Annotated in this window: 24 protein-coding genes; 13 read left to right on the top strand and 11 right to left on the bottom strand. The window is 73.6% G+C overall.

Features of this window, described 5'->3' with window-relative positions; all coding sequences use genetic code 11:
- Window positions 1-192 precede the first annotated feature (192 nt).
- From ABTY62_RS24055 to ABTY62_RS24045, 3 genes are read right to left on the bottom strand one after another with little or no spacing between them, the layout of a single operon-like run.
- Window positions 193-1,341 carry an acyl-CoA dehydrogenase family protein gene (locus ABTY62_RS24055; RefSeq protein WP_352131496.1) on the bottom strand — a complete coding sequence of 383 codons (1,149 nt, stop codon included), beginning with the start codon at window positions 1,339-1,341 and terminating at the stop codon, window positions 193-195.
- Entirely contained in the window at window positions 1,338-2,543 is a 1,206-nt protein-coding gene (locus tag ABTY62_RS24050) for an acyl-CoA dehydrogenase family protein (RefSeq protein WP_352131495.1), read from the bottom strand. The genes ABTY62_RS24055 and ABTY62_RS24050 overlap by 4 nt, the downstream gene beginning before the upstream one ends.
- Complete coding sequence (locus tag ABTY62_RS24045) at window positions 2,540-3,544, bottom strand: NADPH:quinone oxidoreductase family protein (protein WP_352131494.1); 1,005 nt, start codon at window positions 3,542-3,544, stop codon at window positions 2,540-2,542. Before ABTY62_RS24045 ends, ABTY62_RS24050 begins: the two co-directional genes overlap by 4 nt.
- A gap of 292 nt (window positions 3,545-3,836) precedes the next feature.
- Here ABTY62_RS24045 and egtA point away from each other — a divergent pair, with 292 nt between their 5' ends.
- From egtA to ABTY62_RS24020, 5 genes are all read left to right on the top strand, one after another.
- Window positions 3,837-5,090 (top strand): ergothioneine biosynthesis glutamate--cysteine ligase EgtA, encoded by a 1,254-nt coding sequence (egtA, locus tag ABTY62_RS24040; protein ID WP_352131493.1) that lies wholly within the window; start codon window positions 3,837-3,839, stop codon window positions 5,088-5,090.
- Entirely contained in the window at window positions 5,087-6,424 is a 1,338-nt protein-coding gene (egtB, locus tag ABTY62_RS24035; RefSeq protein WP_352131492.1) for an ergothioneine biosynthesis protein EgtB, read from the top strand. Before egtA ends, egtB begins: the two co-directional genes overlap by 4 nt.
- A gap of 46 nt (window positions 6,425-6,470) precedes the next feature.
- Window positions 6,471-7,226: an ergothioneine biosynthesis protein EgtC gene (egtC, locus tag ABTY62_RS24030; RefSeq protein WP_311728748.1), complete on the top strand. Its 756-nt coding sequence runs from the start codon at window positions 6,471-6,473 to the stop codon at window positions 7,224-7,226.
- Entirely contained in the window at window positions 7,223-8,188 is a 966-nt protein-coding gene (gene egtD / locus ABTY62_RS24025; protein WP_352131491.1) for an L-histidine N(alpha)-methyltransferase, read from the top strand. Before egtC ends, egtD begins: the two co-directional genes overlap by 4 nt.
- 290 nt (window positions 8,189-8,478) lie before the next feature.
- The gene (locus ABTY62_RS24020; protein ID WP_352131490.1) at window positions 8,479-9,735 is read left to right on the top strand and encodes a transglycosylase family protein; all 1,257 of its coding nucleotides are present in this window, start codon (window positions 8,479-8,481) and stop codon (window positions 9,733-9,735) included.
- Here ABTY62_RS24020 and ABTY62_RS24015 read toward each other — a convergent pair.
- Window positions 9,725-10,297 carry an LOG family protein gene (locus ABTY62_RS24015; protein ID WP_352131489.1) on the bottom strand — a complete coding sequence of 191 codons (573 nt, stop codon included), beginning with the start codon at window positions 10,295-10,297 and terminating at the stop codon, window positions 9,725-9,727. The genes ABTY62_RS24020 and ABTY62_RS24015 overlap by 11 nt on opposite strands.
- Window positions 10,294-11,037, bottom strand: coding sequence for an isopentenyl transferase family protein (locus ABTY62_RS24010; protein WP_352131488.1), 744 nt, complete (start codon window positions 11,035-11,037; stop codon window positions 10,294-10,296). The genes ABTY62_RS24015 and ABTY62_RS24010 overlap by 4 nt, the downstream gene beginning before the upstream one ends.
- 209 nt (window positions 11,038-11,246) lie before the next feature.
- On the opposite strand from ABTY62_RS24010, the gene ABTY62_RS24005 reads away from it, so the two are divergent.
- The gene (locus ABTY62_RS24005) at window positions 11,247-11,945 is read left to right on the top strand and encodes a transketolase (RefSeq protein WP_352131487.1); all 699 of its coding nucleotides are present in this window, start codon (window positions 11,247-11,249) and stop codon (window positions 11,943-11,945) included.
- Between the two features lie 38 nt (window positions 11,946-11,983).
- Window positions 11,984-13,624: a B12-binding domain-containing radical SAM protein gene (locus tag ABTY62_RS24000; RefSeq protein WP_352131486.1), complete on the top strand. Its 1,641-nt coding sequence runs from the start codon at window positions 11,984-11,986 to the stop codon at window positions 13,622-13,624.
- On the opposite strand, the gene ABTY62_RS23995 is transcribed toward ABTY62_RS24000, so the two are convergent.
- A complete protein-coding gene (locus ABTY62_RS23995; RefSeq protein ID WP_352131485.1) occupies window positions 13,611-15,545 on the bottom strand; it encodes an ABC transporter ATP-binding protein in 1,935 nt (644 codons plus the stop codon). The two genes, ABTY62_RS24000 and ABTY62_RS23995, sit on opposite strands and share 14 nt — an antisense overlap.
- A gap of 180 nt (window positions 15,546-15,725) precedes the next feature.
- On the opposite strand from ABTY62_RS23995, the gene ABTY62_RS23990 reads away from it, so the two are divergent.
- The gene (locus ABTY62_RS23990; protein WP_352131484.1) at window positions 15,726-16,796 is read left to right on the top strand and encodes an SGNH/GDSL hydrolase family protein; all 1,071 of its coding nucleotides are present in this window, start codon (window positions 15,726-15,728) and stop codon (window positions 16,794-16,796) included.
- Here ABTY62_RS23990 and ABTY62_RS23985 read toward each other — a convergent pair.
- Both ABTY62_RS23985 and ABTY62_RS23980 read right to left on the bottom strand, forming a co-directional pair.
- Window positions 16,791-17,723, bottom strand: a complete 933-nt coding sequence (locus tag ABTY62_RS23985) for an SDR family oxidoreductase (RefSeq protein ID WP_352131483.1) — start codon at window positions 17,721-17,723, stop codon at window positions 16,791-16,793. The genes ABTY62_RS23990 and ABTY62_RS23985 overlap by 6 nt on opposite strands.
- Window positions 17,720-18,511: an SDR family oxidoreductase gene (locus ABTY62_RS23980; RefSeq protein ID WP_352131482.1), complete on the bottom strand. Its 792-nt coding sequence runs from the start codon at window positions 18,509-18,511 to the stop codon at window positions 17,720-17,722. The genes ABTY62_RS23985 and ABTY62_RS23980 overlap by 4 nt, the downstream gene beginning before the upstream one ends.
- Before the next feature lie 79 nt (window positions 18,512-18,590).
- Between ABTY62_RS23980 and ABTY62_RS23975 the strand changes: the two genes are divergently transcribed.
- Genes ABTY62_RS23975 through ABTY62_RS23960 form a run of 4 tightly spaced genes read left to right on the top strand, consistent with a single transcriptional unit; the run spans window position 18,591 to window position 22,007 of the window.
- The gene (locus ABTY62_RS23975) at window positions 18,591-19,355 is read left to right on the top strand and encodes an enoyl-CoA hydratase family protein (RefSeq protein WP_352131481.1); all 765 of its coding nucleotides are present in this window, start codon (window positions 18,591-18,593) and stop codon (window positions 19,353-19,355) included.
- A 20-nt stretch (window positions 19,356-19,375) separates the two neighbouring features.
- Complete coding sequence (locus ABTY62_RS23970; protein WP_352131480.1) at window positions 19,376-20,224, top strand: CoA transferase subunit A; 849 nt, start codon at window positions 19,376-19,378, stop codon at window positions 20,222-20,224.
- Window positions 20,221-20,958 carry a CoA-transferase subunit beta gene (locus tag ABTY62_RS23965; RefSeq protein ID WP_352131479.1) on the top strand — a complete coding sequence of 246 codons (738 nt, stop codon included), beginning with the start codon at window positions 20,221-20,223 and terminating at the stop codon, window positions 20,956-20,958. The genes ABTY62_RS23970 and ABTY62_RS23965 overlap by 4 nt, the downstream gene beginning before the upstream one ends.
- Window positions 20,958-22,007 carry an NAD(P)H-dependent flavin oxidoreductase gene (locus ABTY62_RS23960; RefSeq protein WP_352131478.1) on the top strand — a complete coding sequence of 350 codons (1,050 nt, stop codon included), beginning with the start codon at window positions 20,958-20,960 and terminating at the stop codon, window positions 22,005-22,007. Before ABTY62_RS23965 ends, ABTY62_RS23960 begins: the two co-directional genes overlap by 1 nt.
- A 140-nt stretch (window positions 22,008-22,147) precedes the next feature.
- Here ABTY62_RS23960 and ABTY62_RS23955 read toward each other — a convergent pair whose 3' ends face one another.
- Genes ABTY62_RS23955 through ABTY62_RS23945 form a run of 3 tightly spaced genes read right to left on the bottom strand, consistent with a single transcriptional unit; the run spans window position 22,148 to window position 24,809 of the window.
- Window positions 22,148-23,305 carry an acetyl-CoA C-acetyltransferase gene (locus tag ABTY62_RS23955; protein ID WP_352131477.1) on the bottom strand — a complete coding sequence of 386 codons (1,158 nt, stop codon included), beginning with the start codon at window positions 23,303-23,305 and terminating at the stop codon, window positions 22,148-22,150.
- A 30-nt stretch (window positions 23,306-23,335) separates the two neighbouring features.
- Window positions 23,336-23,959, bottom strand: a complete 624-nt coding sequence (locus ABTY62_RS23950) for a TetR/AcrR family transcriptional regulator (RefSeq protein ID WP_311728765.1) — start codon at window positions 23,957-23,959, stop codon at window positions 23,336-23,338.
- 40 nt (window positions 23,960-23,999) lie between these two features.
- Window positions 24,000-24,809 (bottom strand): SDR family oxidoreductase, encoded by an 810-nt coding sequence (locus ABTY62_RS23945; protein ID WP_352131476.1) that lies wholly within the window; start codon window positions 24,807-24,809, stop codon window positions 24,000-24,002.
- Between the two features lie 59 nt (window positions 24,810-24,868).
- On the opposite strand from ABTY62_RS23945, the gene ABTY62_RS23940 reads away from it, so the two are divergent.
- Window positions 24,869-26,041 carry an acyl-CoA dehydrogenase family protein gene (locus ABTY62_RS23940; protein ID WP_352131475.1) on the top strand — a complete coding sequence of 391 codons (1,173 nt, stop codon included), beginning with the start codon at window positions 24,869-24,871 and terminating at the stop codon, window positions 26,039-26,041.
- Window positions 26,042-26,048: the final 7 nt, after the last annotated feature.

Genomic DNA, 26,048 nt, shown 5'->3' with positions numbered 1-26,048 from the left:
AGCCTCCTCAGGCGCTTCATGAGGATCGGAATCCGGCCGCCAGTCTGGCCCAGAAACCCCCTTGACCCGCGCCATCTCGGGTGCTCCATACGGGTGCCGATCACGGGTGCGAACCCCCGGGCCGCCCCTGCCCGTACGCCCCGGCGCCCCGTCCGCCCCCGGTCGGCGGGCACCGGCCGGGGGCGGCTCCGCTCAGCCGACGGGGGCGGGGAGGTCCACCAGCCCGGCCAGCGCCGCGCGGTGACGGCCGGGGGTGCCCAGCGCGATCTCGTCGCTCTTGGCCCGCTTGAGGTAGAGGTGCGCCGGGTGTTCCCAGGTCATGCCGGTCCCGCCGTGCAGTTGTACGCACTCCTCGGCCGCGTGCACCGCGACCCGTGCGCAGTACGCCTGGGCGACCGCCACCGCCACGGGGACCTCGGGGCTGTCCGTGGCGAGCGCGTCGGCGGCGTGCCGGGCGGCGGCCCGGGCGGAGACCAGCTCGAGCCAGAGTCCGGCCATCCGGTGTTTGAGCGCCTGGAACGAGCCAATGGGGCGGCCGAACTGATGGCGCTCCTTGGCGTGGCGGACGGTCTCCGTCAGACACCACTCGGCCAGGCCCAGCTGTTCGGAGGCGAGCAGCCCGGCCCCGGCCGTCAGGGCCCGGCCGACCGCGTCCCGGGCGCGGTCGGGCCCGGCGAGGCGGCGCGCCGGGGTGTCGGCGAAGTGGAGCGCGGAGAGCGGCCGGGTGAGGTCGAGCGGGGTCAGCGGCTCCACGGTGACGCCGGGGGCGTCGGCGGCAGCGGCAACGTCGACGGAATACAGCCCGTATCCGTCGGGGCCCTCGGCGGGGACGAGCAGTATGTCCGCGCCGGCCGCGCCCGCCACGCCGCGGACCCGGCCGCTGAGGGCGCCGTCGCCGCGGGCGGTGACCGTGGCGCTCGGCGCGCCGCCGCCGGGCGCGGTGGCCAGCGGCAGCGCGAGCGCGCCGACCGCGCGCCCCTCGGCGAGCGCGCCGAGCGGCCGGGCCACCCGCTCCTCGTCGGTGTCGCAGCCCAGCAGGGCCGTGGCGGCGAGCACGGCGCTGGTGAGGTAGGGGACGGGGGCGACGGCACGGCCCAGCTCCTCCAGCACGACCGCCGCCTCCCGCGCCGTGGCGCCCTGTCCGCCGAGCTTGTCCGGCACCAGCAGCCCGGCCGTTCCCATCTCCACGGCCAGGGAGCGCCACAGCGCGGGGTCGTACGGGCGGGCGCTCTCCGCTCCGGCGAGGACGGCGGAGGGCGGGCAGCGGTCGGCGAGCAGCGAGCGCACGGCGGCCCGCAGATCGTCCTCGGCCTCGGAGTAGAGCAGGTCCGGGGTGCTCATCGGGGCAGGTCCTTCCACGGGAGGTCCTTGTCGGTCCGGGGCTCGGACGGCAGGCCCAGGACGCGTTCGGCGATGATGTTGAGCAGCACTTCGGAGGTGCCGCCCTCGATGGAGTTGCCCTTGGCCCGCAGATAGCGGTAGCCCGCCTCGCGCCCGGTGAAGTCGACGAGCTCGGGGCGGCGCAGCGTCCAGTCGTCGTACAGCAGGCCCTCCTCCCCCAGCAGTTCCACTTCCAGGCCGCTGATCTCCTGGTTGAGGCGGGCGAAGGCGAGCTTCATCGCCGAGCCCTCGGGGCCGGGCTGGCCGACCGCGAGCTGCTGGCCGAGCCGTTCGCCCGCCAGCCGGGCCGCCTCGGCCTCCACCCACAGTCCGAGCAGCCGCTGGTGCAGGTCGTGGGTGCGCAGCTCGGGCCGCTCGCGCCAGGCGCCGGTGACCTTGCCGATCATGCCGCCCTCGCGGGGGACGCGGCCGCCGCCGATGGCGACGCGCTCGTTCATCAAGGTGGTCTGGGCGACCTTCCAGCCCTCGCCGACCCCGCCGAGACGCCGGCTGTCGGGGATGCGCACACCGGTGAGGAAGACCTCGTTGAACTCGGCCTCGCCGGTGATCTGGCGCAGCGGGCGCACCTCGACGCCCGGGTCGGTCATGTCGCAGATGAAGTAGCTGATGCCGCGGTGCTTGGGCAGGTCGGGGTCGGTGCGGGCGATGAGGATCGCCCAGCGGGCGAGGTGTGCGCCGGACGTCCAGACCTTCTGCCCGTCGACCACCCAGCTGTCGCCGTCGCGCACGGCCCGGGTGGCGAGGGCCGCGAGATCGGAGCCGGCTCCCGGTTCGCTGAACAGCTGGCACCACACCTCCTCGCCGGTCCACAGGGGGCGCAGCAGGCGGGTGCGCTGCTCGTCGGTGCCGAAGCCGAGGATGGTGGGCGCGGCCATGCCGAGGCCGATGCCGATGCGGCGGGGGTTGTTGTCGGGCGCGCCCGCGGCGTCGAGGTCGGCGTCCACGACGGCCTGGAGCGCGCGGGGAGCGCCCAGGCCGCCGAGCCCCACCGGGTAGTGGACCCAGGCGAGTCCGGCGTCGAAGCGGGCCCGCAGGAAGTCCAGGCGGCCGGTGGTGGCCACGGGGCGCTCGGCGAGCAGCCTCCGGACGCGGTCGCGCAGTTCGTCGGCGGTCACCCGCCCCGGTTCGGCGGTCGTGCTCACCGTCCCACCCCCTGGCGCTGCCCCGGGACGACCACGACGCGGCCGGTGGTGGTGCCGTCCGCGACGCGCTGGACGGCGTCGGCGGCCGCGTCGAGCGGGACCCGCTCGCTGACCAGCGGCCTGACCGCGCCCTGGGAGGCGAGCTTGGCCAGCTCCTCGTGGCAGGCGCGGACGGCGGCGGGGTCGTGGGTGTTGTACAGGCCCCAGTGGAGGCCGAGGATCGCGTAGTTCTTGATGAGGGCGTGGTTGAGGGCGGCCTGCGGGACCACGCCGCTGGCGAAGCCGACGACCACGATCCGGCCTTCGAAGGCCACGCACTTGACCGACTTGGCGAACGCGTCACCGCCGACCGGGTCGTAGATCACATCGGCGCCCCGTCCTCCGGTGGCCTCCTTGACGGCCGCCACGAAGTCCTCGCGCCGCCGGTCGACGACCAGGTCGCAGCCGAGCTCCCGGGCCACCTCGGCCTTGTCCGCGCCGCCGACGACGCCGATCACCCGGGCGCCGTGGGCCTTGCCGAGCTGGACGGCGGCGCTGCCGACGCCGCCCGCGGCGGCGTGCACCAGCAGTGTCTCCCCGGGCTCCAGCCGGGCCCGGCGGTGCAGGCCGAACCAGCCGGTCTGGTAGCCGATGTGCAGCGCGGCGGCCTCGGCGTCGTCCAGCGCGTCGGGGGCGGGCAGGGCGGCCGCGGCGCTGACGACCGTGGTCTCGGCGAAGCCGCCGGCGGGCAGCGCGGCGGTGGCGATGACGCGGTCGCCCGGGCGGCCCGGGGCGCCCTCGCCGACGGCCAGGACCTCGCCGCACACCTCGACGCCGGGGGTGAACGGCAGCGGCGGGCGCACCTGGTACTGCCCGCGGCAGAGCAGGGCGTCGGGGAAGTTGACGTCGGCGGCCCTGACCCGGAGCAGCAGCTCCCCGGGCCCGGCGACCGGCTCCGCCACCTCCTCCAGGCGCATCACCGCCCGCGGCTCGCCCGTCTCGTGCACTCGCCATGCCTGCATACCGGTGGCCTCCCACACGCTGTCGGTCGGCGCGCGGTCCCCGCGCCGAAACCGCATACTAACCAGTCGGTACGAACGGGGGAACCGTCCCGCGTGGCACGCCAGGACCACTCCGCCGGGCGGCCGATGAACTCCTGTGCGACGCTGGACGGGCCCTGAGGCTGGACGGGCCCTTGAGCCGGACGCCACTCACAGGTGAGGGTGGGCGACGGCTCATCGACTCGTACCACGGCGAGCCACTGCCGAGCCGATATGGCTGCCGAGCCCATAAAAAGGCGGACGGGAGACGACGGTGCCCGAGAACCAGGCGATCAGCGAAGCCGAGACGGAGGCCCGGATACGGGGCATCTGTTTCAAGACCGGACCGCCTCGGCGGTTCGGTGTCGAGCTCGAATGGCTTGTGCACGACGCGCACGACCCCGCGCGCCCGGTGGAGACCGCCCGGCTGGACGGCGCGGTGACCGCACTGCGCGGGCTTCCGCTCCGGTCCGCGCTCACCTTCGAACCGGGCGGCCAGCTGGAGCTCAGCTCCCTCCCGGCCGACTCGCTCACCGACCTGGTGGAGTCCGCCGCCGCCGATCTGGCGCTCGTACGCCCCCTCCTCGCCCGCCTCGGCCTCGGCATCGCCGGCCACGGGCACGACCCCTGGCGCCCGCCGCGGCGGTTTCTCACCACTCCCCGCTACGCCACGATGGAGACCTACTTCGACCGCCGGGGACCGGCCGGGCGCACGATGATGTGCAACACCGCCTCCGTGCAGGTGTGCGTGGACGCAGGCCATGAGGAGCCGGGCCCGCTGGGCGTCGGGCGGCGCTGGCGGCTGGCCCATCTGCTGGGGGCCGTGCTGACCGCCGCCTTCGCCAACTCCCCGCTGCGCATGGGCGCCCCGACCGGCTACCGCTCGACCCGGCAGGCCGTGTGGGCCGCGATGGACCCGGGCCGGACGCTGGCGCCGCCCGCGGGGCCGGACCCGCGCGCCGCCTGGGCCGGGTATGTGCTCGACGCGCCCGTCATGGCCGTCCGGGACGGCGCGGGGGCGTGGTCCGTGCCGTACGGCCTCACCTTCCGCGACTGGATCCGCACGGGCGCGCCGCGGCCGCCCACCCGGGACGACCTCGACTATCACGTATCGACGCTCTTCCCGCCCGTCCGGCCCCGCGGCCACCTGGAGCTGCGCATGATCGACGCGCAGCGCGACGACGGCTGGATCGTCCCCCTGGCCGTCACCGTGGCCCTCTTCGACGACCCCCAGGCGACGGAAACCGTCTACCGTGTGGTGAAACCCCTCGCCGAGACTGCGGGCCCGCAGCCCGCGCCGGCCAATCCGCTGTGGCGCGCCGCCGCCCGGCACGCTCTCACCGACCCCGAGCTCCGCGCCGCCGCCGCCGTCTGCTTCGCCACGGCCCTGGATGCGCTGCCCCGGCTCGGGGCCTCCCCCGCGATCACCTCCGCCGTGGCCGCCTTCACCGACCGCTATGTCGCCCGCGGCCGGTGTCCGGCCGACGATCTGCTCACCCCCGTCACCGGGAAGGAGTACCGGCCATGACGACCGCTTCCGGACCCGACACCGACCCCGAGGCGCTGCGCAGGCGCGCCGAAGCGGCGCTGCGGGGGGCGCGCGAGCGCACCCGCACCCTCACCAGCTGCGTCGACGAGCACGACCTCACCGCCCAGCACTCCCCGCTGATGTCGCCGCTGGTCTGGGACCTGGCGCACATCGGCAACCAGGAGGAGCAGTGGCTGCTGCGGGCGGTCGCCGGGCAGGAGGCGCTGCGCCCCGAGATCGACTCGGTGTACGACGCCTTCGAGCATCCGCGCGCCGAGCGCCCCTCGCTGCCGCTGCTGCCACCCGCCGAGGCCCATGGATATGTCGCCGATGTGCGCGGCCGGGTGCTCGACGTGCTCGAGCGGATCCCGCTGCGGGGCGGGCCGCTGCTCGACGCCGCCTTCGCGTTCGGCATGATCGCGCAGCATGAGCAGCAGCACGACGAGACGATGCTCATCACCCACCAGCTGCGGCGCGGGCCCGCCGCGCTGACCGCCCCGCCCCCGCCGGACGCCGCGGACGGCGCATCGCTGCCGTCGGAGGTGCTGGTCCCCGGCGGTCCGTTCACCATGGGCACCTCCACCGAGCCCTGGGCCCTGGACAACGAGCGCCCGGCGCACCGCCGGGTGGTCCCCGCCTTCTTCATCGACACCGCCCCGGTCACGGCCGGAGCCTTCGCCCGGTTCATCGAGGACGGCGGCTATCAGCGGCGGAGCTGGTGGACCGGGCCGGGCTGGCGCCACGTCCGCGAGCACCGTCTGACCGCGCCGCTGTTCTGGCGGCGGGAGGGCGGGCAGTGGCTGCGCCGCCGGTTCGGGACGACGGAGCCGGTGCGGCCCGAGGAGCCCGTGGTGCATGTGAGCTGGTACGAGGCCGACGCCTATGCCCGCTGGGCGGGGCGGCGGCTGCCCTCCGAGGCGGAGTGGGAGAAGGCCGCCCGGCACGACCCGGCCGCCGACCGGTCCCGGCGCTACCCCTGGGGCGACGCCGACCCCACCCCGGACCACGCCAACCTGGGCCAGCGCCATCTGCGCCCGGCCGCGGCCGGCAGCTATCCGCGCGGCGCCTCGCCGCTGGGCGTCCGGCAGCTGATCGGCGATGTGTGGGAGTGGACGGCCAGCGACTTCCTGCCCTACCCGGGGTTCCGGGCCTTTCCGTACCGCGAGTACTCGGAGGTCTTCTTCGGCGACACCTACAAGGTGCTGCGCGGCGGCTCCTTCGCCGTGGACGCGGTCGCCTGCCGCGGCACGTTCCGCAACTGGGACCTGCCGGTCCGCCGCCAGATCTTCTCCGGCTTCCGCACCGCCCGCGACGCGGGGTCCGGTGAGGCGTGAACGCTGCCCGGAACGGACCCACCCGGATCGGAAAGGGGTGATGCCGATGTGCCGGCATCTCGCCTATCTCGGGCCCAGCAGGCCCGTGGGGGAACTCCTCATCGCGCCCCCGCACGGGCTGTACCGGCAGTCGTACGAGCCACGGCGGCAGCGGCACGGCAGGATGAACGCCGACGGGTTCGGCGTCGGCTGGTACGCGGAGGGCGACCCGGTGGCCGCCCGCTACCGGCGCGCCGGGCCCATCTGGGCCGATCTGTCGTTCGCCGATCTGGCCCGGGTGACGCGCACCGGCGCGCTGCTGGCCGCCGTGCGCAACGCCTCCGAGACGAGCGCCGACGGGGAGGCGGGCGCCGCCCCCTTCGCCTCGGGCGCCTGGCTGTTCAGCCACAACGGCAGGGTCGAGGACTGGCCCCACTCCGTGGCCGAGCTGACCACCACCCTGCCGCCCGCCGATCTGCTGCGGATGGAGGCGCGCTGCGACGCCGCGTTCCTGTGGGCGCTGACGCTGCACCGGCTGCGCCTGGGCCAGGACCTGCCCACGGCGCTGGGCGAGACCACCGGCACGGTGGCCGCCGCCGCGCCCGGGTCACGGCTCAACCTGCTGCTGACGGACGGCGAGACCATCGCCGCCACCGCCTGGGGCGACACCCTCAGCTATCTGGCCGAGCCGGGCCACAGCGTGGTGGTCGCCTCCGAGCCCTACGACGACGACCCGCGCTGGACCGACGTCCCCGACCGCACCCTGCTCTCCGCCACCCGCTCCGATGTCCAGCTCACCGCACTCAAGGAGGCTTCCCTGTGAGCCCCTTCACCCTCACTCGCACCCTGCCCGCCGACGCCACGGCCGCCGCGCTGCGCGCCGATGTGGCCGAGGGCCTGACCCGTACCCCCAAGCAGCTGCCGCCGAAGTGGTTCTACGACGCCCGCGGAAGCGAGCTGTTCGAGCGGATCACCGAGCTGCCCGAGTACTACCCGACCCGCGCGGAGCGGGAGATCCTGGTCGCCCGGGCGGCGGAGATCGCCGCCGCGACCGGCGCCCGTACCCTCGTCGAGCTGGGCTCCGGCTCCTCCGAGAAGACCCGCCATCTGCTCCGCGCCCTGCCCGAGCTGCACGCCTATGTGCCGGTGGACGTGAGCGAGAGCGCGCTGACCCTCGCGGGGCGCGCCCTGCTCGCCGAGCACCCGGAGCTGACGGTGCACGCGCTGGTCGCCGACTTCCTGGAGGGGCTCACCCTGCCGTCGGACACCCCGGGCCCGCGCCTGGTGGCGTTCCTCGGCGGCACCATCGGCAATCTGCTGCCCGTCGAGCGGGCCGGTTTCCTCGCCTCGGTCAGCGCCCTGCTCATGCCCGGCGACGCGCTGCTGCTGGGCACCGACCTGGTCAAGGACGAGGCCACGCTGGTCGCCGCGTACGACGACGCGCAGGGCGTCACGGCGGAGTTCAACAAGAATGTGCTGGCCGTCCTCGACCGGGAGCTGGGCGCCGACTTCGACCCGGCGGACTTCGACCATGTGGCGCTGTGGGACGCCGAGCGGGAGTGGATCGAGATGCGGCTACGGGCCCGCGACGCGGTCACCGCGAAGATCCCCGCGCTGGACCTCGCGGTCCATCTCGCGCCCGGGGAGGAGATCCGCACCGAGGTCTCCGCGAAGTTCCGGCGGGAGCGGGTGCGGGCGGAACTCGTCGCGGCGGGGCTCGAGCCACGGCGGTGGTGGACCGACCGCGCGGGACGGTTCGCGCTGTCGCTGGCGGTCAAGGGGTAGCCCCCGAGCCGGTCTGGGCGCGGGCCGCGACTCGCGGCTCGCGCCCGCCGCGCCGAAGGGGGCGCACAACTCCGCTGCCACCGCGCCCCTTCGGGCCACTACGCTCCGTCCCGCCCACAACACCCAACGAAATAATGTGATCCACATCACATCACGATGGTGAGGCCGCAGCGTAGCGCGCTATGACCCCTATTCGTGCCCCAACTCCCTCTTGTTGTGGCGAAATCCACACCCCTAATCTTTGGCGCGCCCGGCAGCGCGCCGCGAAGGCGCATGACAAGGAGCCGTCCATGGCCTTACGCGGACGCCACCGCCGCTACAAGCCCAATCGCATCTCCCGCGCCTCGCTCACCGTCACGGCGAGCGGCGCCGGTCTCGCCCTGCCCCTGGTCGGAGCGACCGGCGCGAGCGCGGCGAGCGAGGAGACCTGGGACAAGCTCGCCCACTGCGAGTCCACCGAGAACTGGGACATCAACACCGGGAACGGCTTCTACGGAGGCCTCCAGTTCACGCAGTCCACCTGGGCGGCGTACGGCGGGACCGCCTACGCGCCCCGGGCCGACCTGGCCTCCAGGGACCAGCAGATAGCCATCGCCGAGAAGGTGCTCGACGCCCAGGGCCCCGGCGCCTGGCCGAGCTGCTCGGGGCGGGCCGGGCTGGCCCGCGGCGACGCGGAGCCGCACAGCGCGGCCAAGGCCGTCAACGCTTCGGTGACCAAGGGGCAGCAGGCCGCGCAGCCCCGGCGCGCCGAGCCGGCCAAGCAGACGAAGCACGACACGCCGACGCCCACCAGCCTGCCTGGCCGTACCACGGCCAAGGACAGCAAGTATGTGGTGATCAGCGGCGACTCGCTGTCCCGGATCGCCAACCGGCACGAGGTCGGCGGTGGCTGGCAGGCGATCTACCAGGCCAACCGCGAGACCATCGGCGGCGATCCGGATCTGATCTACCCGGGCCAGAGGCTCGCCCTGGACGGGTCCGGGGCCAAGCCGCAGGCCAAACCCAAGGCAGAGGCCCAGCCCAAGGCGAAGGCCAAGCCCAGGGCCGAACCGAAGGCGAAGGCGAAGCCGAAGACCGCCAAGCCGGAGAGCTCCCACCGGACCACCCCCAAGCCCCCGGCGGCCAAGCCCGCCACCGGCTCCGGCTTCACCGCACCGGTCAGCGGGATCAGCCCGACCACGGCCTACCGCGCGGCCGGGAGCAGCTGGTCCAGCGGCCATCACACCGGCATCGACTTTCCCGTGGGCATCGGCACCTCGGTCAAGGCCGTCAGCACCGGCCAGGTGGTCTCGGCGGGCTGGGCCGACGCGTACGGCTATGAGGTGGTCATCCGGCACCCGGACGGCCGGTACAGCCAGTACGCGCATCTGTCGCAGCTGTCCGTCCGGGCGGGTCAACAGGTGGGCGGGGGCCAGCAGGTGGGCCGGTCGGGCTCGACCGGCAACGTCACCGGCCCGCATCTCCACTTCGAGATCCGCACCGGCCCCGGCTACGGCTCGGACATCAACCCGCTGGCCTATCTGCGCTCGCACGGCGTCAGCATCTGAGCCTTCGGCGCTCGGCGAGCCGGGGCAGGACGTCCCCGGGGCGCGCGCAGACGACGATGCCGTCCACGTCGCGGTGCGATACGAACCCTTCGGCCGCGGCGTGGGCGAGAAAGGCGAGCAGCGGCTGGTAGTAGCCGCCGGTGTCGAGAAGGGCACAGGGCTTGTCGTGCAGCCCGATCTGAGCCCAGGTCAGCGCCTCGAAGATCTCCTCGGCGGTGCCGAGGCCGCCCGGCAGGGCGACGAAGGCGTCGCCGAGTTCGGCCATGCGCGCCTTGCGCTGGTGCATGTCCGCCACGACCAGCAGCCGGGTGAGTCCGGTGTGGCTGATCTCGTGGCGCTCGAGGTGGCGGGGGATGACGCCCGTGACGGCGGCTCCCCCGCGCAGGGCGGCGTCGGCGACCGCCCCCATCAGACCCACCCGGGCCCCTCCGTACACCAGCTCGAGCCCGGCCTCGGCCACGGCCCGGCCGAACTCGGCCGCCGCTCGCAGATGGACCGGGCGGCAGCCGGAAGAGGCCCCGCAGAAAACCGTGACCCGGCGCAGGGGCGCCTCGGGGCTCACGCCGCGCCATAAATGGCCGAAGGTATTCCGTCGAAAACTTTCGAGAAGATTCTGTCCTGTAAAAATCCGTGTTCGGCGTGGCGCTCCGCCACCATCCACGCCATCTTCTCCAGTTGTGCCTCCGAGAGCTCATATGAGGTCAGCGATTCCACGCCCACCGAATAGGTGGCGCACCATTCGAGAATCGCTTCGAGCCCGTTGACCGAGGCCGCGAAGAATCGATGGCCCGGACTCGCCCAAAGGGCGGCCAGCTCTTCGAGCATGCTGCTCCCGGCCCCCTCGGGGACGAGCATCCGACGCGCCCTGCGCGCCAGGCGGACCACATAGCCCTCCCGGTCCTGGATGTGCAGCAGCCGTACGGTCAGCCGGCAGTCGAGCTCCGGGAGCCGCTCCGCGAAGGCCTGGAGCAGCGAGATGGAGCCGCCCTCGACGATCACGAACCGGTGCTGCTCACCGAGTTGCTCCAGCTTGCGGACGAGCGCGTCCGCCGCCTCCTCGGCCGGGTAGTCCCCGTCGGCGACGGTCCGGTCGCCGAGCCAGGAACGCTCCACGTCCTCCGTCTCCTCACCGGCCCGGGCGCTGGTGGTGGCCAGGTCGGTGAAGCACTGGATCCGGTCGGCCACCACGATCGGAGCGCCCGTGATCCGGGCCAGCGCGGTGGCGGCCGCGCTCTTTCCGACGCCGGTGGGTCCGGCGATGACATGCACGAACTGCGGGCTTCCGCCAGGTGATCCAGCCATCGAAATCCCCTTCGCCGCAACCTTCCTGACGGTGAATCACGGTAACCCCGCTCGCCTCCTGCGCATCCCTAGCCAAGGCATCAAAACAGTAAACGAATGGGCAAGTAATTAAAGGTTGAATATTTAACGCCATCCTTACTTGCCCGGGGCCACACTCCGGATCACACCATTCTCGGGCAGCCCGAATGGTATTCACGAGAGGACCGGGCATGACTCGACTGTCGGATCCGCCGTCGGCAATTCTCGATCGATTCGGCTTGACCCTGGCCGGATCGGTTCCGGTCAACCTCGGCGCACCCGTCGAGCGCGTTCTGCAACAACTCGGGCCGGTTCTCGGCCACCCCGGGGGACGTACGGTGCTGGTCGGTTACGGCGCCTCGCACGACACCGCGCCGCAGGACGTGGCGCTCTTCGGCACGCTCCCCGGCTGGAGCGTCCATGTGCCGGGACACCCCGACGAGGTCGGGCGGCTGTTGCGGGAGGCCGCGGCCGGCGACGGCAGCGCGTACATCCGACTCCCCGAACAGGGCAACGCCGAGCCCCACGGCGCCTCGGGGGCGTTCGAGGTCATCAGGCTGGGCGCGGACGGTGTGGTGCTGGCCGTGGGCCCCACGCTGGACACGGCGGTGCGCGCCACCGCCGGCCTGGATCTGACCGTTCTGTACGCCTCGACGATCCGCCCCTTCGACGCGGTCGGCCTGCGCACCGCGGTGCTGGCCGCCGACCGGGCCGACGTCGTCCTGGTCGAGCCCCATCTGGCCGGCACCTCGGCGCGGTGTGTCGCCGAGGCCCTGGTGAACGTCCCGCACCGGCTCCGCGCCCTCGGCACCCCATGGGACGCCGCGGCGCCCGCCCCCGCGCTCGACGAGGCGGGCATCGCCGCGGCGGTCAGGGCCTTCCTGCGCTGAAGGCGCCAAGCCGGCACACACTTCCCGGGAGGAAGCCGATGAACGTTCTCCTGATCTCCGGCATGGGGCCGGAGGTACCGAACAAGAAGCTTCTGGAGGGCTCGTCGTTCGAGGCGTTACTGGCCCCGGCGGGCCACCGCGCGGCCGCCGGACGACGCGAGGTGTTCGACCTGTCCCTCCTGCGCACGGCGGACGCGACAAGACGCCCGCTGCTGCGCCCGAGGCGCACCGGCGGCCGGGCCCGCGCGGTCAGCTCGGTGCGCCTCTCCGCACCCGTCGAGGAGGAACACGAGCCGGAGACGGCACCCCATCTGACCACCTTCACCCTTCAGTCGATACTTCTGGCCGCCGGATTCGACCACGAGGTGTTCCCGATCGAGCGGATCTGGACCGGCTCCGCGGTGGAACCCCCGGCCGACGTTGACGTGGTGCTGCTCTCGACGACGTTCATCTGGGACCGCCGCACCCTCGCCAAGGCCGTGACCTGGGTGGAGGAACGCTGCCCCACCGCGGTCCTGGTGCTCGGCGGGCAGTACAGCAACCTCAAGTTCCAGCGGATCCTGTCCGATCACCCCTTCGTCCGGTACATCGTCCGCGGCGACGCCGAGGCGGCCCTGCCCGCGCTGCTGCACGCCCTGCGCACCAAGGGCGACGTGGCCGAGATCCCCAACCTGGTGTGGCGCGACCGCGACACGGACCGGCTGCGCATGACCCGGATCGAGTACATCGACCTGGACGCGCAGCCCTCGCCCAGCCCGGTCGGCACGCTTCCGGTCGTCCCCTACGAGTCCATGCGCGGCTGTCCGTTCAGCTGCAAGTACTGCTCCTTCCCCGCCGCGTCGCCGAAGTGGCGTTACAAGTCGGCCCAGAAGATCGCCGACGACTTCCTGCGCTACCGCAGCGAGAACGGGGCCGAGTACATCAAGGCCCTGGATTCGACGTTCACGGTGCCGCCGACCCGGCTGCGCGCGCTGCTGCCACTGCTGGCCGAGGCGGACGTCGGCTGGGAGGCGTACACGCGCGCCAACTCGATCCGGGACCGGGGGGTCGTGGCGGACCTGGAGCGGGCGCACTGCCGCGCGCTGTCCATCGGCTTCGAATCGATGAACGACACGACGCTGGGCTATATGCACAAGCAGGTCAAGGCGCGCGCCAACCGGACAGCCTTCGAGCTGCTCTCGGACAGCTCGATCCACTCCTTCGTCTCGTTCATCGTCGGCTATCCGGGAGAGACGCCCGAACTCTTCGAGGACACCCGGCGGTTCCTGGTCTCGGAGTACTCCGGCCAGTTCGCGCTCTACGTCTTCATGATGAACGACGAGACCATGCCGGTCTGGCAGGAGGCCGACCGCTTCGGCCTGGAGGTCTTCGACCTGGACGGCGAGGCGGAGGACTGGACCCACCACGGGATGGACAGCCGCACCGCCGCCCGGCTCCAGCTGGAGACCCTGCGCGAGGTGCGCTGGAAGAACGACCACGCGATCGCCCGGGTGTGGCAGCACGGCTTCGAGTCCCCCCTGCTGCCCGGCCGGTCGCCGGCGCGGAACGCGGTGGTGGAGAAGCTGGTGGACCGCCTCGGGATGCTGAGCGCCGACGTCCGCGACCCGGCCGAGGCCGCACGCCGCAGGGACCGTCTGCTGTCCGATCTCGCCGGACACGGCGTGGTCACGGCCCGCTGAGGTCGTACTGACACGCTTGCAGATGGAACAGCTCGGCGTAGATGCCGCCCTGGTCCAGCAGCTCCTGCGGGGTGCCCGACTCGGTCACCCGCCCCTCGTGGAGGACGTGGATCAGGTCGGCGTGCCGGACGGAGGCCAGCCGGTGGGTGATCAGGACGACGGTCTGCCCCTCCCCCGCGAGGGCGCGGATCTGCTCGAAGACGGCGAGTTCCGCGCGGGCGTCGAGGGCGGAGGTGGGCTCGTCGACCAGCAGCACGGGGGCCGCGCGGTAGCGGGCGCGGGCGATGCCCAGCCGCTGCCACTGGCCGCCGGAGAGCTGGTGGCCACCGCGGAACTCCCGGGCCAGCAGGGTGTCCCAGCCGTGCGGCAGCCCGGCGACGATGTCGTCCGCCCCGGCGTAGACCGCCGCGCGGTCCAGGGCGGCGGCGCGGATGGGGGTCTCCGGGCTGCCGATCGCGACATTGGCCTTGGCCGTGAAGGGCCAGCGCTTGAAGTCCTGGTTGACCATGGCGATCCGGGAGAAGAGCTGCTCCCGGTCGGCCTCCGCGATGTCGGTGCCGTCCCACAGGATCCGCCCCGAGTCCGGCATATGGAGTCCGGCGAGCAGCTTGACCAGGGTGGACTTGCCGGACCCGTTCTCGCCGACGAGCGCGACCACGCCCCCGCCGGGAATGGTGAGGCTGACCTTGTCCAGCGCGGGCCGGTCGCTGCCGGGGTAGGTGAAGGAGACGGACTCGAAGCGGATCTCCTCCGGCTCCTTCGGCAGCGGCAGCCCGCCCTGGGGGATGGCGCACCGCTCGGCGTCCTCGCACAGCCGGTCCAGGTCCTGGACGAACAGCATCTCCTCGTAGAGCTGGTTGAGCTGGAGCACCAGCGTGGACAGGTTCTGGGAGCCGGTGCGGATGGCGATGACCGCGGTGCCCGCGACGGACAGCTTCATGCCGCCGGTGAGCAGCAGCCCGGCGAGCGCCGAGTACGTGGCGAGGGTCGCCGCTCCGGTGAACCCCGCGGCGATCAGCTCGGTGCGGGCCGCGGCGTCGGCCAGCCGGGTCTGCTCGGCCTCGGCGGACTCCGACATCCGGCGGAAGTGGCGCAGCAGGAAACGGCCGACGCCGTGCACCCGGACCTCCTGCGCGGCCTCGCGCTCGGTGAGCAGCCGGCTGAGCAGATGGCCCGCGCGGGCGTGCTCGATCATGGTGTGGAAGGAGAGATAGCGGCGGCGGGCGATGCGCAGCGCGCTCCAGCTGCGTGGCAGCGCGATGAGCACCAGCAGCGGCAGCAGCACGGGGTGCAGCACCGTCAGCACCCCGGCCGCGGCGACGACCGCGAGCAGCCCGTTGACCACCGCCACGCAGTACCTGACCATGCGCCGGGCCGAGGAGGCCCCGTATTGGGCGGAGTCCAGCAGCCGGTGGAACTCCGCGTCCTCGATCGCGGACAGCTCCACGCGGGCCGCGCACTCCAGATACCGTTCGGTCGCGAGCCGTTCGACCTTGGGCTCGAGTCGGCCGGTTCCCGCCGTCGACGCCGAGGCCAGCAGTGCGCCGAGGACCGCCACCACGCCGACCACGATCAGGGACGGCAGGGCGCCCCGCAGCCGGTCGGCCGTGGCCCCGTCGGCCAGCAGCGCCGCCAGCGCGTCGTTCACCGCCACCAGGCTGAACGCCTGACCGATGCCCTGGCCGAGCTCGGCCGCCGCGACCGTGCGCAGCGCCTTGCGGTCGGCGGCCCAGGCGAGCCGTACGGTGGAGCCCACCAGGCGCGGCAGCCTGCGGGCCATGGCCCATAACGACAGATGCAGATAGGCGTCGTCGTAGCGGCTGAATCCCATGTCGTACCGGAGCCGTCCGCCGAAGAGCAGTCGCTCGGACTCCGATGTCTCGTCAGTGGCCTGCTGGTTGCGTCGCCGCGGCCACGGCATCGCACCACCCCCTCCGCGTGCGCACCGCGTCAGTTTGCCGTAGCGGAGGGTCCATCCGCGATGCATTTCCGGTCGGCCTTCGGCGCTCCGTGGCACGATGTGCGAGGTACGGGCCTCGTGCGCCCGCCGTGGGGCGGGGTACGCGCCCTTCGCCCGACAGAAAACGGAGGAGAGTGCGGGGTGCGTCTGGCCCACGACGATCCGCGGCTGCGCTATCGGGGGGCGGTGTCGCTGGAGCGGGGCCCCGGCTGGACCGCGCCCTGGCGGCTGCCGCACCGGGAGGCCGCGCTCCATCTGCCCGAGGGCGGGCTGGGGCGGGCCGCGATGCCGTCGGGGGTGCGGGTGGCGCTGCGCACCGACAGCACCGGGCTGACCTGCCGCTACCAGGCGGATCCCGCGCCGAAGCTCAACGGGCCGCCGGAGGTGGCCCGGCTGGATGTGCTGTGCGAGGGGCGGCACACGGCCACCGTCGAACTGCAAACGCACGGCGGGGACGCGGAGTTCCGGGTCGACGGGCTGGGCGGCCGGCCGGGAAGCCTGGCGACGGTCGAGCTGTGGCTGCCCTCCTACCACCAGTTCCGGCTGTGCGAGATCGCGCTGGACGCGGGCGCGGCGGCCGAGCGTGACGGCGCCGAGGGGCGGCCGCGCTGGATCCACTACGGCAGCTCCATCTCGCAGGGGCGCGGCGCCGCCTCCCCGAGCCGGGCGTGGACGGCCCTGGTGGCCCGGCGCGCCGGGTGGGAGCTGACCTCGCTCGCGCTGGGCGCGGCCTGCCAGCTCCAGCCGATGACCGCGCGGCTGATGCGCGACCTGCCGGCCGAGCTGCTCACCGTCTGCGTCGGGATCAACATCCAGGCGCTGGGCAGCCACAACCGCGACTCGCTGGCCTCGTCGCTCGTCGGGTTCGTGCAAACGGTGCGCGAGGGGCATCCGACGACCCCGTTCGCGGTGATGTCGAGCATCGTCGCGCCGGAGCGGGAGGAGGTGCCGGGGCCGTCCGGGATGACGATGCGCGAGTGCCGGGCGCACATACGGCGCGCGGTGGAGCTGCTGCGTGCGCACGGGGACACGAATCTGCACTATGTGCACGGCCCTGAGGTGTTCGGGCCGAGCTGTACGCGGCTGCTGCTGGAGCCCGAGGGCCTGGACCGGCTGCACCCCGCGCCTGCGGGCCACCCCGTCTTCGCCGCGCGCTTTCTGACCACCCTACGCCGCGCGGGGTGCACCCCGGCGGGTCCGGCCCGTTCATGACGCCCCGTACACCGGGCGGGGCGGCTCGGCGTCGGCGAGCAGCTTCCGGGCGGCCTCACCCGCCTCGGCCGGGGTCCAGCGGGCGCCCTTGTCGGCGGTGGGGCCCGGCCGCCAGCCCTCCATGACGGTGATCCGCCCGGCCTCGGCCTCGAAGACCCGGCCGGTGACGCCCGCGCTGTCGGCGGAGGCGAGCCAGACGACGAGCGGCGAGACGTTTCCGGGGGCCATCGCGTCGAAGGCGTCCGCCGCGTCCGGCGCGGCCATGGTCTCGGCGAAGGTCCGCTCGGTCATCCTGGTGCGGGCGGCCGGGGCGATGGCGTTGACCTGGACGCCGTAGCGGCCCAGCTCGGCGGCGGCCACGAGGGTGAGCCCGACGATCCCGGCCTTGGCGGCGGAGTAGTTGCCCTGGCCGACGCTGCCCAGCAGCCCCGCCCCGGAGGCGGTGTTGACCACGCGGGCGGCCGGGGCGCGGCCCGCCTTCGCCTCGGCACGCCAGTGGGCGGCGGCGTGCCGCAGCGGCAGGAAGTGGCCCTTGAGATGGACGCGCACCACCGCGTCCCAGTCGTCCTCGTCCAGGTTGATCAGCATGCGGTCGCGCAGAAAGCCCGCGTTGTTGACGAGGGCGTCGAACCGGCCGTAGGTGTCGAGGGCGGTGGCGACCAGCGAGGCCGCGCCGTCGGCGGTGGCGATGTCGCCGCCGTGCGCGACCGCCTCGCCGCCCAGCGCCCGGATCTCCTCGGCGACGTCCTGGGCCGGGCTGCCCCGGTCCGCCGCGCCGTCCCCGCCGTCCCCGCCGTCCAGGGCCACGCCGAGGTCGTTGACCACGACCCTCGCGCCCTCGGCCGCGAGGGCCAGCGCGTGCGCGCGCCCCAGGCCGCGGCCCGCTCCGGTGACGACGGCGACCCGCCCCTCGCACAGTCCGGTCATCGTGAGTCCTCCCGCTGGTTGACGTTGGCGGCGTCCAGGAACGCCGGGCGTTCACCGCCCCCGTGGACGTGCAGGGCGGCGCCGCTGATGTACGCGGCGAGGTCGGAGGCGAGGAAGACGCAGGCGTCGCCCGCCTCGCCCGGATCGGCCAGCCGCCCGAGGGGGACGGTGCGGCCGACGGCGGCGAGCCCGGCCTCGTCGCCGTAGTGCAGATGGGACAGTTCGGTGCGGACCATGCCCAGCACCACGGTGTTGACCCGGACCGTGGGGGCCCACTCCACGGCCAGGGAGCGGGCGAGGTTCTCGAGCCCCGCCTTGGCGGCTCCGTAGGCGGCGGTGCCGGGCGACGGGCGGGTCCCGCTGACGCTGCCGATCATCACGATGGAGCCGCCGCGCCGCTGATGCCGCATCACCTCGTAGGCGGCGAGGGAGACGGTCAGGGGCGCGATGAGATTCAGCTCGACGACACGCGCGGCGCGACGCGGCCCGGCGGCGGCGAGCAGCCCGAACGGGCTGCCTCCCGCGTTGTTGACCAGCAGGTCCAGCCGTCCGTACAAGTCGCTCAGCCGCGTGAAGAAGGCGCCGACGGCGTCCGCGTCCCGGACGTCGAGCGGCAGGAAGCGGGCGGTGCGGCCCGCCGCTTCGACGGGCCGCTCCCCGGGCCGGCGCGCGCAGACCACGACCTCGGCGCCCGCGGCGAGCAGCGCCCGCGCGATGCCCGCCCCCACGCCCCGCGTGCCCCCGGTGACGAGGGCGACGCGCCCGGCCAGATCGACGGTGACCGCCACGTGACACCTCCCGCTGCGCCCCGACCGCTGCTACCTTCTCGCCTAACAAATGTTTGGTGGAAAGGTAGCGGATCTGCTCATGGGTGTCTCCACCTCCGCCCCACACGCGGGCGTCGCCGTCGTCACCGTGGACTTCCCACCCGTCAACGCCCTTCCCGTACAGGGCTGGTACGAGCTCGCCGCGGCCGTGCGCGGCGCAGGCAGCGACCCGGAGGTGCGCTGTGTCGTCCTCGCCGCCGCCGGCCGGGGCTTCAACGCGGGCGTGGACATCAAGGAGATGCAGCGCACCGAGGGGCACGAGGCCCTCATCGGCGCCAACCACGGCTGCTACGAGGCGTTCGCCGCCGTCTACGACTGCCAGGTCCCGGTCGTCGCCGCGGTGCACGGCTTCTGCCTCGGCGGCGGCATCGGCCTGGTCGGCAACGCCGACGCGATCGTCGCCAGCGACGACGCGACGTTCGGGCTGCCGGAGCTGGACCGGGGCGCCCTGGGCGCGGCCACCCATCTGGCCCGGCTGGTGCCGCAGCACCTGATGCGCGCGCTGTACTACACCTCGCGCACCGTGACCGCCGAGGAGCTGCACCGGCACGGCTCGGTGTGGCGGGTCGTGCCGCGCGCCGAGCTGTCGGCGGCGGCGCTGGCGCTGGCCCGCGAGATCGCCGCCAAGGACGGCGCGCTGCTGCGGCTGGCCAAGGCCGCGATCAACGGCATCGACCCGGTCGATGTGCGCCGCAGCTACCGCTTCGAGCAGGGCTTCACCTTCGAGGCCAACCTGAGCGGGATCGCCGACCGGCACCGCGAGGCGTTCGTGTCCGGCGTTTCCGAGGCGGGTGAGCGGCGTTGAGGCCCGGCAGCGGCAAACGCATGTCCCTGGAGGAGGCCGTCGGCCGGATCGAGAGCGGCATGACGGTCGGCATCGGCGGCTGGGGGTCGCGGCGCAAGCCCATGGCGCTGGTGCGGGCGCTGCTGCGTTCGCCGGTCACCGATCTGACCGTGGTCTCGTACGGCGGGCCGGACGTCGGGCTGCTGGCCGCCGCCGGGAAGATCCGCAAGCTGGTCGCCGCCTTCGCCACGCTCGACTCGATCCCGCTCGAACCGCACTTCAGGGCGGCGCGCGAGCGCGGGGAGCTCGAACTGGTGGAGCTGGACGAGGCGATGTTCATGTGGGGGCTGACCGCCGCCGTCCACCGGCTGCCGTTCATGCCGGTGCGGGCGGGGCTCGGCTCGGACGTGATGACGGTCAATCCGGGGCTGCGGACGGTCACCTCGCCGTACGAGGACGGGGAGGAGCTGGTGGCGGTGCCCGCGCTGCGGCTGGACGCCGCGCTGGTGCACCTCAACCGGGCCGACGAACACGGCAACGGCCAGTACCTGGGCCCGGACCCGTACTTCGACGACCTGTTCTGCGAGGCGGCCGAAGCGGCGTACGTCTCCTGCGAGCGCCTCGTCGACAGCGCGGAGTTCGCGGCGGCGGGCGGTCCGCAGACGCTGCTGGTCAAGCGCCACTCGGTGACCGGCGTGATCGAGACCCCGAACGGCGCCCACTTCACCTCCTGCGCCCCCGACTACGGGCGCGACGAGGCGTTCCAGAGCGCGTACGCGAAGGCCGCCGCGGACCCGGGCGCGTGGCGGGAGTTCACCGCGCGCTTCCTGAGCGGGGACGAGGGCGCGTACCAGACGGCGGTGGCGGCGTTCGCGGAGGAGGGCACATGAGCACGGTCACCCGGGCCGAATACTGCGTGGTCGCCTGCGCGGAGGCGTGGCGCGGCGACGGCGAGGTCCTCGCCGCCCCGATGGGCGCCGTGCCGCGCGTCGGCGCCCAGCTGGCGCGGCGCACCTTCGCGCCCGACCTGCTGCTCACCGACGGCGAGGCGCTGCTGCTGGGCGCCGGGCCGGGGGTGGTGGAGGGCTGGCTGCCCTACCGCCAGCACCTCGCGCTGGTCACCGCGGGCAAGCGCCATGTGATGATGGGCGCCAGCCAGCTGGACCGGCACGGCAACCAGAACATCAGCTGCATCGGCGACTGGAAGCGGCCCCGGCGGCAGCTGCTGGGCGTGCGCGGCGCGCCCGTCAACACGCTGAACAACCCGACGAGTTACTGGGTGCCCCGGCACTCCCGGCGTGTCTTCGTCGAACGCGTCGACATGGTCTGCGGCGTCGGCTACGACCGGGCGGCCGCCGCCGGGCCCTCCGCCACCCGCTTCCACCGCATCCCGTGCGTCGTGACCGACCTCGCGGTCCTGGACTTCGCCACGCCCGACCGCACCATGCGGGTGCGCTCCCTGCACCCGGGGGTGAGCGCCGGTCAGGTGCGGGAGGCCACCGGCTTCCCGCTCGACATCGCGGACGACGTCCCGTACACCCGTGAGCCCACGGCGGCGGAGCTGCGGCTGATCCGGGAGGTCATCGACCCGGAGGGGCTGCGCGAGCGCGAGGTGCCCGCGTAATGGACACCCCGCTGACCGAACTCGTCGGGGTGCGCCATCCGATCGTGCAGACCGGCATGGGGTGGGTCGCCGGGCCGCGGCTGGTGTCCGCCACCGCCAACGCCGGTGCCCTCGGCATCCTGGCCTCCGCCACCATGACCCCGCACCAGCTGCGGTCGGCCGTACGGGAGGTCGGATCGCGCACCGACGCGCCCTTCGGCGTCAACCTCCGGGCGGACGCGGCGGACGCCGAGGAGCGGGTGCGGATCATTGTCGAGGAGGGGGTGCGGGTCGCGTCCTTCGCGCTCGCCCCCACGCGGGAGCTGATCGCCCGGCTGAAGGACGCGGGCGTGGTCGTCATCCCGTCCGTCGGGGCGCGGCGACACGCCGAGAAGGTCGCCGCCTGGGGCGCGGACGCGGTCGTGGTCCAGGGCGGCGAGGGCGGCGGTCACACCGGGAGCGTCGGCACCGCCGTGCTGCTGCCCCAGGTCGTGGACGCGGTCGACATCCCCGTCGTGGCGGCCGGCGGCTTCTTCGACGGGCGCGGGCTGGTGGCCGCGCTCGCGTACGGCGCCGCGGGGATCGCCATGGGCACCCGCTTTCTGCTCACCTCCGACAGCACGGTCCCGGACCCGGTCAAGGCCCGCTATCTCGCGGCGTCGGTCGCCGATGTCACCGTCACCACGGCGGTCGACGGGCTCCCCCACCGGATGCTGCGCAGCGAGCTGGTCGCGTCCCTGGAACGGTCCGGGCGCGTCGCGGCGCTGACGCGGGCGCTGCGACACGCCGCGGCCTTCCGGCGGCTGTCCGGGCTGAGCTGGGCGCGGATGGTGCGGGACGGGCTGGCGATGAAGCACGGCAAGGAGCTGACCTGGAGTCAGGTGCTGCTGGCCGCCAACACGCCGATGCTGCTGAAGGCGTCGATGGTGGACGGCCGCACGGACAGCGGGGTGATGGCCTCCGGGCAGGTCGCCGGGGTGATCGACGACCTGCCGTCGTGCGCGGAGCTGGTGGAGCGGGTGATGGCGGAGGCGGCGGAGGTCATGGGCCGCCTCACAGCCGCTCGATGATCGTCACGTTCGCCTGGTCGCCACCCTCACACATCGACCCCACCCCTCACGGCCCCCTCGCACCGCTCGGCCCCAGGGGGCCTCACCGGCTTCGGGCGCCTGCGCCGGACTCCGTCCGTCGGCCGTGTGGTTGCCGGCGCTCACAGCCGCTCGATGATCGTCGTATTCGCCTGTCCCCCACCCTCGCACATCGTCTGCAAGCCGTATCGCCCACCCGTGCGCTCCAGTTCGTGCAGCAGGGTGGTCATCAGCTTGGTGCCGGTCGCGCCGAGGGGGTGGCCGAGGGCGATGGCGCCGCCGTTGACGTTGACCTTCTCCGGGTCGGCGCCGGTCTCGCGCAGCCAGGCCAGCACCACGGGGGCGAAGGCCTCGTTGATCTCCACCAGGTCGATGTCGTCGATGGTCATGCCAGTCTTCTTCAGCGCGTGCGCCGTCGCCGGGATCGGCGCGGACAGCATCCGGATCGGGTCCTCGCCGCGCACCGAGAGGTGGTGGACGCGGGCGCGCGGCGTCAGGCCGTGTTCGCGGACCGCCCGCTCGGAGGCGATCAGCATCGCCGCGGCCCCGTCGGAGACCTGGGAGGACAGGGCGGCGGTGATCCGGCCGCCCTCCATGACCGGCTTGAGTCCGGCCATCTTCTCCAGGCTGGTGTCCCGGCGCGGCCCCTCGTCGGCGGTGACCTCCCCGTACGGCACGAGCTCGCGGCCGAAGCGGCCCTCGTCCAGGGCGCGGATCGCCCGCTGGTGCGAGCGCAGCGCGAACTCCTCCATCGCCTCGCGGGTGATGCCCCACTTCTCGGCGATCAGCTCGGCGCCGTAGAACTGGTTGACCGGCCGGTCGCCGTAGCGCGCCCGCCAGCCCTCCGAGCCCGCGTAGGGGCCCTCGGTCAGCCCGAGCGGCACCGTCGCCTGGCGGCTGGCGAAGGCGATGGGCACCATCGACATGTTCTGCACCCCGCCCGCGACCACCAGGTCCTGGGTGCCGGAGAGAACCGCCTGCGCCGCGAAGTGGATCGCCTGCTGCGAGGAGCCGCACTGCCGGTCGACGGTCACGCCCGGGACCTCCTCGGGCAGCCCGGCGGCCAGCCAGCAGGTGCGCGCGATGTCCCCGGCCTGCGGGCCGACGGTGTCCAGGCAGCCGAGGACCACGTCCTCGACGGCGGCGGGGTCGGCGCCCGAGCGCTCCATCAGGGCGCGCAGGGCGTGCGCGCCGAGGTCGGCCGGGTGGACGGACGCAAGTCCGCCGTTCCGCTTGCCGACGGGGGTCCGTACCGCTTCGACGATGTATGCCTCGGCCATGATCCCTCCTGTCCGGTGGTGTCCCGGTGGTCAGGCCCGCGGGGTGACGCCGTCCAGGACCATCGACAGGTACTGGCGGGCGATCTCCTCGGGGCTGTGCTGTCCGCCCGGCCGGTACCACGAGGCGGCGACCCAGACGGTGTCGCGCAGAAAGCGGTACGCAAGCCGGATGTCGAGGTCCGCGCGGAAGACCCCCTCGGCCACCCCGCGCTCGAGCGTGCCCAGCCACGCCTCCTCGAACTTCCGCTGCGAGACGGTGAGATAGCCGAAGCGGGGCTGGGCGGAGAGGTGCTTGGACTCCTTCTGGTAGATGGCGACCGCCGCCCGGTGCCGGTCGATCTCCCGGAAGGACTCGGTGACGAGCGCCTCGATGGTCTCCCTGGGGCCGAGCCCGGCGCCGAGCACGGCCTCGTAACCGGCCCACAGCTCGTCCAGGAAGGTGGAGAGGATCTCGTCGACCATCGCCTCCTTCGAGTCGAAGTGGTAGTACAGGCTGCCCGCGAGCATCCCCACCTCGTCGGCGATGCGGCGCACGGTGGTCGCGTTGTACCCGTGTGCGGCGAACACCTCCGCCGCCGTCGAGAGCAGTTCGCGGCGTCGCTGGGGGGACGGGGTCACGGTGGTCTTCTTGCTGTTCTCGCTCGTCTTCGGCACCTGTCCATTGTCACCGTCCCGCCTCTCCGGCCCCTCCGCCTCACGCGTGCTGGCTGCTGACGGACACCGTCTCGCCCGTCATGTACGAGGAGTAGCCGCTGGTCAGGAAGACGATGACGTTGGCGACCTCCCAGGGCTCGGCATACCGGCCGAACGCCTCCTTCTCTGTGAGCTCGGCGAGCAGTTCGGGGGTGGTCACCTTCACCAGGTGCGGATGCATGGCCAGGCTCGGTGAGACCGCGTTGACCCGTACGCCGTAGGCGGCGGCCTCGACGGCGGCGCAGCGGGTGAGCGCCATCACCCCGGCCTTGGCCGCCGCGTAGTGCGCCTGGCCGGCCTGGGCGCGCCAGCCGACGACGGAGGCGTTGTTGACGATGACGCCGCCGCGGCCGTCGGCCCTCATCCGGCGCAGCGCGGCGCGGGTGCAGCGGAAGGTGCCGCCCAGGGTGACGTCGATGACCTTGTGCCACTGCTCGTCGGTCATCTCGGTCAGCTCGGCGGCGCCGCCGAGCCCGGCGTTGTTGACGAGGGCGTCGAGGCGGCCGTGGGTCTCCTCGGCGAGGTCGAGGAGCGCGGCCACCTGGTCCTCGTCGGTCACGTCGCAGGCCGTCCCGGCGACCCGGTCCGCCCCGAACTCCCCGGCGAGCGCGGCGACGGTCTCCTTCAGCCGGCGGGCGTGGGCGTCGCCGATGACGACGCGGGCGCCCTCCTCCAGGAATCTGCGGGCGGTGGCGCCGCCGATGCCGCTGCCCGCCGCGGCCGTGATGACGGCCGTGCGGCCGGTGAGGAGGCCGTGGCCGGGGACATAGGGCGCTCGGTCGGCCTTGTTGCCCGCCTTGTTGTCCGTCACGGCGCCACGGTAACCTACCAAACACTTGTTAGGGAACCGGAAGGGAGGCGGGAGCCGCGGTGGATCTCGATCTGACCGAGCGGCAGCGGGAGTTCCGGGACGAGGCCCGGCGGTGGCTCGCGGCGCATGTGCCCGCCGAGCCGCTGCCCTCTCTGGAGACCGCCGAGGGCTTCGCCGCCCACCGGGCGTGGGAGCGCACGCTCGCCTCGGGCCGCTGGTCGGCGGTGAGCTGGCCCGAGGAGTACGGCGGGCGCGGCGCCTCGCTGTTCGAGTGGCTGCTGTTCGAGGAGGAGTACTACGCGGCGGGGGCGCCCGGCCGGGTCGGCCAGAACGGGATCAGCCTGCTGGCCCCCACGCTCTTCGAGCACGGCACACCGGAGCAGCGGTCCCGGGTGCTGCCGCCGCTGGCCCGCGGCGAGGTCGTCTGGGCACAGGCCTGGTCCGAGCCCGAGTCCGGCTCGGACCTCGCGTCCCTGCGCTCCACCGCCACGCGCACCGACGGCGGCTGGCTGCTGAACGGTCTGAAGACCTGGTCCTCGCGGGCCGCCTTCGCCGACGGCGCCTTCGGCCTCTTCCGCAGCGACCGGGACGCGTCGGCCCCTCATCGCGGGCTGACCTATCTGATGTTCCCGCTGCGCGCGCCGGGGGTGACCGTGCGCCCCATCGGGCGCCTCGACGGCAAGCCCGCCTTCGCCGAGCTCTTCCTCGACCAGGTCTTCGTGCCCGACGAGGACGTGATCGGCGAACCGGGCGAGGGCTGGCGGATCGCGATGAGCACGGCGGGCAACGAACGGGGGCTGACGCTGCGCAGCCCCGGGCGCTTCACGGCGGCCGCGCGCCACCTGACGGCGCTGTGGCGCGACCATCCGGCCACCGACAACTCGTCCGCGCTGCGCGACCGGGTGGCCGACGCGGTGATCCACGCCCGGGCGTACGAGCTGTTCGCGTACGCGGGCGCGTCCCGGCTGGCGGCCGGCGGCTCCCTGGGCGCCGAGTCGAGCCTCAACAAGGTCTTCTGGTCCGAGCTCGACATCGCCCTCCACGAAACGGCCCTGGACCTGCTCGGCCCCCATGGCGAACTCGCCGACTCCGCCCCCGACGCGCCCGCGCGCGGCGCCTGGGCCGACGGTTACACCTTCGCCCTGGCGGGCCCGGTGTACGCGGGCACCAACGAGATCCAGCGCGACATCATCGCCGAGCGGCTGCTCGGTCTGCCGAAGGGCCGCAGATGAGGCGGGG

The organism is Streptomyces sp. NPDC097640, assembly GCF_040302705.1.
Taxonomy (GTDB): domain Bacteria; phylum Actinomycetota; class Actinomycetes; order Streptomycetales; family Streptomycetaceae; genus Streptomyces.
Note: the sequence above shows the minus strand (reverse complement) of the source record. Positions and strands in the feature narration are given on the sequence as shown.